Source organism: Streptomyces solincola (genome assembly GCF_002982015.1).
In the GTDB taxonomy this organism is placed as follows: Bacteria; Actinomycetota; Actinomycetes; order Streptomycetales; family Streptomycetaceae; genus Streptomyces; species Streptomyces solincola.
Genome location: NZ_PVLV01000150.1, coordinates 1 through 9,895, shown reverse-complemented (window position 1 = coordinate 9,895; position 9,895 = coordinate 1). Strand labels below are relative to the sequence as shown.

Here is a 9,895-nt window from a genome sequence, read left to right as displayed (position 1 = left end):
CACCACGCTGTGGCCCCGGTCACCGCCCCACCCCCTCCGGGTGTGGCCCCGGTCACCGGAAAGCGGACGATGACGGGCCGGGCCACCGATAGGCTCCGGGCAGCCGTCAGCACATGCAGCACTCCGGGGGGACCTGGCATGGAGCCCGCACTCATCGGCACCCGTCTCGCGTCGAGCGCGATGGGCCCGCTGGTCAAGAAGCTGTTCGTGTCGGACGGTCCCGGCGCGGGCCTCACCGACCAGCGGCGCATCCGCCTCTCCGGCCTGGTCTCCTTCCGCGGCGAGAAGCGCACCCTCACCGAGAAGGACGTCCGCAAGCTCGCCGCCACCCTGGTCAAGGACGCCCTGTCCGGCCCCGGTGAGCGCCCCTTCCCCGCCGACGAGTCCGAGGCCGTGGCCGAGGCCCTGGCCCGCCGGCTGCTCGCCCTCGGCGACCTCGACATGGACGACGTCCAGGCGGTCCGCCTCGGCCACACCGAGCTGGCCGCCCGGCTCCGTACGGCCGCGGGCCCGCCGGACGGCCTCTCCACCGACGCCGACCGCTTCATCGACACCCTCACCGCGTGGGCGTCCCTGCACATCCTTCAGTTCTTCACCCAGCGCTCCACCTTCGTGGCACGGGCCCTGGTCGAGCAGTCCCGCGCCCAGGCCGAGCTGATCGCGCGCACCGAGCTGCTGATCTCCCGGCTGCCCACCCCGCTCGCCGAGGACGCCGCCTTCGAGCGCCGCTACCACGAGCACATCGCCCGCAAGCACGGGCAGCTCACCATCTACGGCATCGACCTGCACAACTCCCCCGACCGCTGGCCGCTCGACGGGGCGTACCTGTCGCTGGAGGCGCTGGAGACGGCGGAGCCCGAGCCGCCCACCGGCGAGTCGTGGGAAGACACTTTCCCCACCGGTCCCTCTCCCGCCGACGAGGCGCTGGCCCGGCACCGCCGGGTGCTGCTGCGCGGGGTGGCCGGCTCCGGCAAGAGCACCCTGGTCCAGTGGCTCGCCCTCTCCGCCTCCCCGCTGGCCGCCGACCCCCGGATGTCCTACCTCCGCGACCGCGTCCCCCTGGTCCTCCCCCTCCGCGTCCTGTGCCGCCACGGCGAGCGCCTTCCCGCCCCCGACCGCTTCCTGACCGCCGCCGGCTGCCCGCTCACCCCGCCCGACGGCTGGGTCGACCGGGTGCTGGCCGCCGGCCGGGGCCTGGTCCTCGTCGACGGCATCGACGAGGTGCCCGAGCCCGAGCGCGAGCGGGCCCGCCGCTGGCTGCGCGACCTGCTGGACGCCTACGACGGCCCCAACCGCTGGCTGGTCACCTCCCGCCCCTCGGCGGTGCGCGACGAGTGGCTGAGCGCCGAGGGCTTCACCGACCTGGCGCTCACCCCGATGGGCCGCGCCGAGACCACCGCCTTCGTCCAGCGCTGGCACGCCGCCGCCGGCGAGGACGCCGCCCCCTACGAGCACCCGCTGCTGGAAGCGCTGCGCACCCAGCAGGACCTGGCCCGGCTCGCCACCAACCCCCTGATGTGCGGCCTGATCTGCGCTCTGCACCGCGACCGCAAGGGCTTCCTGCCGCGCGGCCGCAAGGCGCTCTACGACGCCGCGCTCGACATGCTGCTGGTCCGCCGCGACCGCGAACGCGACATGGGCGCGCCCACCGGGATCGACCTGACCGAGGCCCCGCAGATCCGGCTGCTCCAACGCCTCGCCTACTGGCTGACCGTCAACGGCCGCCACGTCATGGACCGCTCCCGCGCCCTCACGCTCGTCACCGAGGCCGCCCCGGCCATCCCCGACGTCGCCGCGATCGGCGACCCGGAGGCCGTCTTCCACCACCTCCTCCAGCGCAGCGGCCTGCTCCGCGCCCCCACCGCCGACACCGTCGACTTCGTGCACCGCACCTTCAAGGACTACCTGGCGGCCAAGGCGATCGTGGAGGACGGCTCCTTCGGCCTGCTCGCCGAGCACGCGGCCGACGACGAGTGGGAGGACGTCATCCGCCTCGCGGTCGCCCACGGCCGGCCCCGCGACTGCGCCGACATCGTCCGCGACCTGCTGGCCGCCGCCGAGTCCGCCCCCGAGCGGCGTACGAGGTCGCGCATCCTCTGCGTCACCGCCGCCTCCCTGGACCAGGCGACCGAACTCGACCCGACGCTGCGGCAGACCGTGCTGGACCGCACGGCCGAGGTCGTCCCGGCCGGCTCCGCGGAGGAGGCCCGGGAATTGGCGGCCGTGGGCCCGGTGGTGCTCGACCTGCTCCCCGACTGGACCGAGCTGGACTACCAGCAGGCCCTCATGGCGGTGATCACCGCTACCCACGTCGACTCCGACGCAGCGCTGCCCTACCTCGCCCGCTTCCTCCACCACCCCCAAGCGGACGTGCGCGCCCAGCTCATGTGGGCCTGGTCCCGCTTCGACACCCGGGTCTACGCCCGCGAGATCATCGCCCGCCTCGACCGGCAGGGCCTCCGGGTCACCCTCACCTCGGACGAACAGGTCGACGTCCTGCTGGACATGGAGCTGGCGGCCCCCTCACTCGACATCCGGCACTCCATCTCGTCCGCCGGCCTGCGGCGTCTGCTGGACCACTGCGCCCCCAGGGCGCTGCGCCTGCACCACGCCGAGTCGGCCATGGTGCTGAGCAGGCTGCCGGGACGGCACTCCCTGCGCAAGCTGAACCTGTACGTCGACGAAGGCGTGGACTGGAGCGTCACCGATCTGCCCGACGGCGTGCCCCTGCGGGTGTTCTGGCTGATCACCCCGCCCCGGGAAGGCTGGGCGGAGGCGCTGCGGCTGTACCCCGAGCTGAGCACCGTCGGCGGCATGCGGATGACGGCCACAGAGACCGACTGGCAGGCGATGGCCACGCTGCCGAACCTGTGGGACGTGACCATGCACGGAGCCTCCCTGGCGAGCTGCCCCACCGGGTTGCGCCTGCCCAAGGCGCACCGCGTCCAGGTCGCCTACACCGTGGAGGACGACACCGTCCGCCGACTGGCCGAGGTCTTCCCCAGCGCCCGCCATGTCGGCCTTCTCCTCGGTTCGAAGCCCGTCGACGTCGCCCCGCTGGCCCGGCTGCCCCACCTGGCCGCCATCGACGCCCGAGGGGTCAGGCTGCTGAACCGCGACGCCCTCCCCCCGCACGTCCGCATCCGTAGCTGAGCCCCCACCCGCCCGTGGCCGAATCGCGCCCTGCCTCCCGGCCCCGTCCCGCCCCGCCTCCTTCCCCGCTTCCCCGTGCTCCGTCATCCTCCGCACATGACCACTCACGGGAGACACCTCAAGGGGCACCGGCTGGCCGCCCTCGTCGCCGGGCTCGCGGTCGCCGGGCTCGTCGGGACGGGGGCGGCCGCGCCTGCCGGGGCGGGGCCGTCGGACGGCGGGCTGAAGGGGCCCTGGACACCGTCCTCAGCGACGCGCGACTGGACGGGGGCGGGGTGAGCGTCGTCGTCGCGGACGCGGTCACCGGGTCCACGCTGTACCAGCGGGGCGGCACCGACCGGCTGATGCCGGCCTCCAACACCAAGATCCCCACCTCGCTGGCGGCGATGGCGGTCCTGGGACCGGACTACCGGTTCAGGACGGACGTGCTGGCCGACGGGCGGCGCAGCGGCTCCACCCTGCGCGGGGACCTGTATCTGCGCGGTACGGGGGACCCGACCGCCCTCGCGGCGGACTACGACCGGCTGGCGGCGGGCGTCGCGGCGGCCGGGGTGCGGCGGGTGACCGGACAGGTGGTGCCCGACGACACCCGGTTCGACGCCAACCGGCTGGGCCGCTCCTGGGCGGCGGACGACGAGTCCTCGTACTACTCCGCCCCCATCTCGGCGCTGACCCTCGCCCCGGACACCGACTACGACGCCGGCACGGTGGTCGTGGAGGTGGCCCCGGGCGGGCGTGAGGGCGCGCGGCCGCGCGTACGGCTGCTGCCGGGCGACGGGGGCGTGCGGGTGGCGGTGCGCGCCACGACCGCGGCGCCCGGCTCGGCGCACACGCTCACCGTGGAGCGGGAGCACGCGACGAACACCATCGCCGTCACCGGGTCGCTGCCGCTGGGTGCGGCGGCCGTGAAGGAGTGGGTCGCCGTCCAGGACCCGACCCGGTACGCGGCCACCGTCTTCGCCGCGGCGCTGGCCCGGCACGGCGTACGGGTGGAGGACGGCGTGCAGGGGAAGGGGCGGGCCACGCCGGCCGGCGCGACGTCCCTGGCCGTCCACGCGTCCATGCCGCTGCGGGAGCTGGTCCGCCCGTTCATGAAGCTGTCCAACAACATGCACGCCGAGGCGCTGACCAAGGCGATGGCGTACGAGACGACCGGGCGGCCGGGGAACTGGGCGGACGGGCTGGCGGCGGTGGAGGGCTACCTGAGGGGCCACGGGGTGGACACCGGCACCATCCGGCAGGTGGACGGGTCGGGGCTGTCCCGGATGAACCTCTTCCCCGCCGCGCAGTTGGCGGCGCTGCTGCTCGCGGTGCGGGACGAGCCGTGGTTCGGCGACTGGTACGCGGCCCTGCCGGTGGCGTGCGCGCCGGACCGGGCGGAGGGCGGCACGCTGCGCACGCGGATGTGCGGCACCCCGGCCGCGCTGAACGCGCACGCCAAGACGGGATCGCTGACGGGGGCGTCCGCGCTCTCCGGGTACGTGACGGACAAGGCCGGGCGGAAGCTGGTGTTCTCCGTGGTGCTCGCCGACTACCTGGCGCCCTCGGTGAAGAGCGTGGAGGACGCGGTGGTGGTGACGCTGGCGGGGTCGGACACGGCGAAGGGGGCGATCAGCGCCGCGAGCCCGGAGCGGTCGCGTACGGCGCCCGCCCCCGCCGACGTCGAGTGCTCCTGGCGGAAGCCGGTCCGCTGCTGAGCTCGGCGCGGGGAGTACGCGAAGGGGCCGCCCCGGACGGTCGGGGCGGCCCCTTCACTCAGTCACGCGGTGGCGTGCCGGTCACGCTTCCTTCGAGAGGTTCGGTCCGGCGCCGCCGGCCGTCTCGATGGGAGGAGCGTCCGGCAGGGCCGCCTTCTCCTCGCCGCGGAAGGTGAAGGTCGCCGCCTCGCCCTCGCCCTCGCTGTCCACGACCACGATGTGACCGGGGCGCAGCTCGCCGAAGAGGATCTTCTCGGAGAGGTGGTCCTCGATCTCGCGCTGGATGGTCCGGCGCAGCGGCCGGGCGCCCAGCACGGGGTCGTAGCCCTTCTTGGCGAGCAGGATCTTCGCGTCACCGCTGAGCTCGATGCCCATGTCGCGGTCCTTCAGACGCTCGTCCACCTTGGCGATCATCAGGTCGACGATCTGGATGATGTCTTCCTGGCTGAGCTGGTGGAAGACGACCGTGTCGTCGACGCGGTTGAGGAACTCGGGCCGGAAGTGCTGCTTCAGCTCTTCGTTGACCTTCGCCTTCATCCGGTCGTAACCGGTCTTGACGTCGCCCTGGGCCGCGAAGCCGAGGTTGAAGCCCTTGGAGATGTCCCGGGTCCCGAGGTTGGTCGTCATGATGATGACCGTGTTCTTGAAGTCCACGACCCGGCCCTGGGAGTCGGTCAGGCGACCGTCCTCCAGGATCTGGAGCAGGGAATTGAAGATATCGGGGTGGGCCTTCTCGACCTCGTCGAAGAGGACGACGGAGAACGGCTTGCGGCGCACCTTCTCGGTGAGCTGGCCGCCCTCCTCGTAACCCACGTATCCGGGCGGGGAGCCGAAGAGGCGGGAAACGGTGTGCTTCTCGCTGAACTCCGACATGTCGAGGGAGATCATCGCGTCCTCGTCGCCGAAGAGGAATTCGGCGAGCGTCTTGGACAGCTCCGTCTTACCGACGCCGGACGGGCCGGCGAAGATGAACGAGCCACCGGGGCGCTTGGGGTCCTTCAGACCGGCGCGGGTGCGGCGGATCGCCTGCGACAGGGCCTTGATGGCGTCCTTCTGGCCGATGACGCGCTTGTGCAGCTCGTCCTCCATGCGCAGGAGGCGGGAGGACTCCTCCTCCGTGAGCTTGAAGACCGGGATGCCGGTGGCGGTGGCGAGGACCTCGGCGATCAGCTCGCCGTCGACCTCGGCGACGACGTCCATGTCGCCGGCCTTCCACTCCTTCTCCCGCTTGGCCTTGGCGGCGAGGAGCTGCTTCTCCTTGTCGCGCAGGGACGCGGCCTTCTCGAAGTCCTGCGAGTCGATCGCGGACTCCTTGTCGCGGCGAACGCCGGCGATCTTCTCGTCGAACTCGCGCAGGTCCGGCGGCGCGGTCATCCGGCGGATGCGCATCCGGGAGCCGGCCTCGTCGATCAGGTCGATCGCCTTGTCCGGCAGGAAGCGGTCCGAGATGTACCGGTCGGCCAGGGTGGCGGCCTGGACGAGCGCCTCGTCGGTGATGGAGACCCGGTGGTGGGCCTCGTACCGGTCGCGCAGGCCCTTGAGGATCTCGATGGTGTGCGGCAGCGACGGCTCGGCGACCTGGATGGGCTGGAAGCGGCGCTCCAGCGCGGCGTCCTTCTCCAGGTACTTGCGGTACTCGTCGAGCGTGGTGGCGCCGATGGTCTGAAGCTCACCGCGGGCCAGCATCGGCTTGAGGATGCTGGCGGCGTCGATCGCGCCCTCGGCGGCGCCCGCACCCACCAGGGTGTGCAGCTCGTCGATGAACAGGATGATGTCGCCGCGGGTGCGGATCTCCTTGAGCACCTTCTTCAGGCGCTCCTCGAAGTCACCGCGGTAGCGGGAGCCGGCGACCAGCGCGCCCAGGTCCAGGGTGTAGAGGTGCTTGTCCTTGAGGGTCTCGGGCACCTCGCCCTTGACGATGGCCTGCGCCAGGCCCTCGACGACCGCCGTCTTGCCGACGCCGGGCTCGCCGATGAGGACCGGGTTGTTCTTGGTGCGGCGGGACAGCACCTGCATGACCCGCTCGATCTCCTTCTCGCGCCCGATGACCGGGTCGAGCTTGGACTCGCGGGCCGCCTGGGTGAGGTTGCGGCCGAACTGGTCGAGGACCAGCGACGTCGAGGGCGTGCCCTCGGCGGGACCGCCGGCGGTGGCGGCCTCCTTGCCGGAGTACCCGGAGAGCAACTGGATGACCTGCTGCCGCACCCGGTTGAGATCGGCGCCCAGCTTCACGAGGACCTGGGCGGCGACGCCCTCGCCCTCGCGGATCAGGCCGAGCAGGATGTGCTCGGTGCCGATGTAGTTGTGGCCGAGCTGGAGGGCCTCGCGGAGCGACAGCTCCAGGACCTTCTTGGCACGGGGCGTGAAGGGGATGTGGCCGGACGGGGCCTGCTGGCCCTGGCCGATGATCTCCTCCACCTGCTGGCGGACCGCCTCGAGCGAAATCCCGAGGCTCTCCAGGGCCTTAGCGGCGACACCCTCACCCTCGTGGATAAGGCCCAGGAGGATGTGCTCGGTGCCGATGTAGTTGTGGTTGAGCATCCGGGCTTCTTCCTGAGCCAGGACGACAACCCGCCGCGCGCGGTCGGTGAACCTCTCGAACATCGTTAATCGCTCCTCAGAGCGGTCAGGCAGTAAGGGGTCGGTCCCCTCCCTGTCCTTCCGCAGCTTAGTCCCGCAAGCGGGGACCGCTCATTCCAACTGCCGACACCCGTCGATGGCCTCCTGACCCGAACGCCGACAAATGCTCCAACCCGATGGTGCGAGACGATGTTCCCGCAGGCCAGACCGTTACCCTCGGCGGCTGTACGCCGATGGCGAACGTGAGACGTCCGATCCTGCGTGTCGCCCCTCCCCACATGGGATGTCTTACCCGCATGCTCTGACAGTCCATGCGGTGCACCCCGGTTCCCTCAGCTACGGGCGAACACCCTTGCGGCCGGCCCGTCGCCCGTACCCGGCCGAATCGTCACCTTCGGTAGCGGTATGGGCGCGGTGCGCGAGGGAAAGGCGGGTGCCGCCGGCGGCGGGGCCGTCGGCGGCGGAAGGCGGTGACGGGGGCCCCTGCCTCGTACGCCGCGCCGGAGGGGTGGGGCCGGGTCAGGCGTTGGCGGACTCGTAGGCCTGCTTGACGTGGGCGGGGACGCGGCCGCGGTCGTTGACGTCGTAGCCGTTCTCCTTCGCCCAGGCGCGGATCTTCGCGGTGTCGGGGCTGCCGCCGGAGGCCGCGCGGGCCTTTCCGCCGCGGGCGCCGGCCGAACGCCCGCCGGTGCGGCGGCCGCCCTTGGTGTACGGCTCCAGCAGGCCGCGGAGCTTGTCCGCGTTCGCGGTGGTGAGGTCGATCTCGTAGGACTTGCCATCCAGAGCGAACGTCACCGTCTCGTCCGCGTCGCCGCCGTCGAGGTCGTCGACAAGAAGGACCTGAACCTTCTGTGCCACCGGATTTCCTTTCATCGAAAATGCAGTACGCGGAAAGGAAACCGCCTTTTCGGGAAAAACACAAACCCCTGGGAGAGGTTCACTTCCCCGCCGGCATGGGAAACGTGCGCGTTTCGGACATTCGGCCATCGCCGTACGCTGAGCGGAGGCGGCACGGTTCAGAGGTGCAGGAGCATGCGGCTGTTCCCGAGGGTGTTCGGCTTCACCCGTTCGAGACCCAGGAACTCGGCGACGCCCTCGTCATAGGAGCGCAGCAGCTCGGTGTAGACATCTCCGTCCACCGGGGTCTCGCCGATCTCCGTGAAGCCGTGCTTCGCGAAGAAGTCCACTTCGAAGGTCAGGCAGAATACCCGGCGCACGCCCAGCCAGCGGGCCGTGTGCAACAACTTCCCCAGCAGCCGGTGCCCCACTCCGGCGCCGCGGAAGTCGGGGTCCACGGCGAGTGTGCGCACTTCGGCGAGGTCTTCCCACATCACGTGCAGCGCCCCGCAGCCGACGACCTCCGCGTCCTCGTCGCGTTCGGCGACCCAGAACTCCTGGATGTCCTCGTAAAGGGTCACGTTGGCTTTGTCGAGCAGGATGCCCTCGGTGACGTAGGGGTCGACGAGCCTGCGCAGCGCCGGGACGTCGGAGGTGCGGGCACGGCGCACGGTGACGGCTTTCGCGGCGTCGGCGGCCGGCGGGACGGGAGGGCGCTCGCTGGTGGACATGGCTGGACGCTACCGCTCGGCGCCGCCCCCGGATCCGTCGGGCCCGGCGCCTTCCGCACCGGCGTCGGCGGGGGTCCCGGGGGCGTCCCGCTGCACGATGCGGACCGCGTCCTGGAGGTATTGGCGCTGCTCGGCGGACATCATGCCGAAGAAGGCGACGAGTGCGGCCGCCGGGTTGTCGCTCTTGGACCAGGCCTCGTTCATCAGCGCGGCGGAATAGGCGGCGCGGGTGGAAACGGCCGTGTAGCGGTAGGCGCGGCCGGCGACCTCCCGGCGTACCCAGCCCTTCTGGTGGAGGTTGTCCATCACGGTCATCACGGTGGTGTACGCGATGGGGCGTTCCCGCTGGAGGTCTTCGAGGACTTCCCGCACGGTGACCGGGCGGTTCCATTGCCAGACGCGGGTCATGACGGCGTCTTCGAGGTCTCCCAATTGGCGCGGCACACCGCCCACCATAGTGGGGCATTCCGGACGCAAGGCGTAGTGCGGCCGGTCAGCCACCGATCCGTCGCCGGGAAGCACGGAAAGGGCGTACGGCTTGCCGTACGCCCTTTCCCGGTCCCCGTCCGGGGGCGGTTTCTCAGCCCTGGCCGGCGTGGGCGGCGCCGTCCGCCTGACGGGCGGCCTCGGCGCGGGCGAGCGCCGCGTCCACCGCCTCGTCCTCCTTGGCCTTGTTGGGGCCGCCCTGGCTCTTGACGATCGTGACGACGAGGCCGATGAAGAAGGCGGCCATCACGACGGGGGGCAGGAGCGCGGATACGTATTCCATGGCGTCCAGAGTAGCCCCGCCCCCGCGCGGGACCGCGGCCCCCCGACCGGCTATCCGGCGGCCAGCCGGTCGCGGGGCGGCGCGGCCGGGCGGCGGCGGGGCGGGAAGACCTCGGTGGGCTTGGGCAC

General features: G+C 71.8%; 8 protein-coding genes. 3 read left to right on the top strand and 5 right to left on the bottom strand.

From position 1 onward, the window contains the following. Nucleotides 1–138 precede the first annotated feature (138 nt). The 3 genes from C6N75_RS11885 to dacB all read left to right on the top strand — a co-directional run bounded on the left by C6N75_RS11885 (nucleotide 139) and on the right by dacB (nucleotide 4,850). Nucleotides 139–3,153: an NACHT domain-containing protein gene (locus C6N75_RS11885; protein ID WP_105868839.1), complete on the top strand. Its 3,015-nt coding sequence runs from the start codon at nucleotides 139–141 to the stop codon at nucleotides 3,151–3,153. A gap of 96 nt (nucleotides 3,154–3,249) precedes the next feature. Then, nucleotides 3,250–3,432: a hypothetical protein gene (locus tag C6N75_RS32100; protein WP_322888045.1), complete on the top strand. Its 183-nt coding sequence runs from the start codon at nucleotides 3,250–3,252 to the stop codon at nucleotides 3,430–3,432. After that, nucleotides 3,429–4,850 carry a D-alanyl-D-alanine carboxypeptidase/D-alanyl-D-alanine endopeptidase gene (gene dacB, locus C6N75_RS11880; protein WP_322888044.1) on the top strand — a complete coding sequence of 474 codons (1,422 nt, stop codon included), beginning with the start codon at nucleotides 3,429–3,431 and terminating at the stop codon, nucleotides 4,848–4,850. Before C6N75_RS32100 ends, dacB begins: the two co-directional genes overlap by 4 nt. Before the next feature lie 81 nt (nucleotides 4,851–4,931). Here dacB and C6N75_RS11875 read toward each other — a convergent pair whose 3' ends face one another. From C6N75_RS11875 to C6N75_RS11850, 5 genes are all read right to left on the bottom strand, one after another. After that, nucleotides 4,932–7,454, bottom strand: coding sequence for an ATP-dependent Clp protease ATP-binding subunit (locus C6N75_RS11875; protein WP_105868838.1), 2,523 nt, complete (start codon nucleotides 7,452–7,454; stop codon nucleotides 4,932–4,934). Between the two features lie 495 nt (nucleotides 7,455–7,949). Next, a complete protein-coding gene (locus C6N75_RS11865) occupies nucleotides 7,950–8,288 on the bottom strand; it encodes a histone-like nucleoid-structuring protein Lsr2 (RefSeq protein ID WP_105868836.1) in 339 nt (112 codons plus the stop codon). A 158-nt stretch (nucleotides 8,289–8,446) separates the two neighbouring features. Beyond that, complete coding sequence (locus C6N75_RS11860; RefSeq protein ID WP_105868835.1) at nucleotides 8,447–8,998, bottom strand: amino-acid N-acetyltransferase; 552 nt, start codon at nucleotides 8,996–8,998, stop codon at nucleotides 8,447–8,449. A 9-nt stretch (nucleotides 8,999–9,007) separates the two neighbouring features. After that, nucleotides 9,008–9,442, bottom strand: coding sequence for a BlaI/MecI/CopY family transcriptional regulator (locus C6N75_RS11855; RefSeq protein ID WP_105868840.1), 435 nt, complete (start codon nucleotides 9,440–9,442; stop codon nucleotides 9,008–9,010). Nucleotides 9,443–9,578: 136 nt separating this feature from the next. Next, nucleotides 9,579–9,767, bottom strand: a complete 189-nt coding sequence (locus C6N75_RS11850; RefSeq protein WP_105868834.1) for a hypothetical protein — start codon at nucleotides 9,765–9,767, stop codon at nucleotides 9,579–9,581. Nucleotides 9,768–9,895 lie beyond the last annotated feature (128 nt).

Coding starts and splice junctions, on each gene's coding strand:
- C6N75_RS11850 (WP_105868834.1), bottom strand. CDS start 9,767: ATGGAATACGTATCCGCGCTCCTGCCCCCCGTCGTGATGGCCGCCTTC.
- C6N75_RS32100 (WP_322888045.1), top strand. CDS start 3,250: ATGACCACTCACGGGAGACACCTCAAGGGGCACCGGCTGGCCGCCCTC.
- C6N75_RS11885 (WP_105868839.1), top strand. CDS start 139: ATGGAGCCCGCACTCATCGGCACCCGTCTCGCGTCGAGCGCGATGGGC.
- C6N75_RS11875 (WP_105868838.1), bottom strand. CDS start 7,454: ATGTTCGAGAGGTTCACCGACCGCGCGCGGCGGGTTGTCGTCCTGGCT.
- C6N75_RS11860 (WP_105868835.1), bottom strand. CDS start 8,998: ATGTCCACCAGCGAGCGCCCTCCCGTCCCGCCGGCCGCCGACGCCGCG.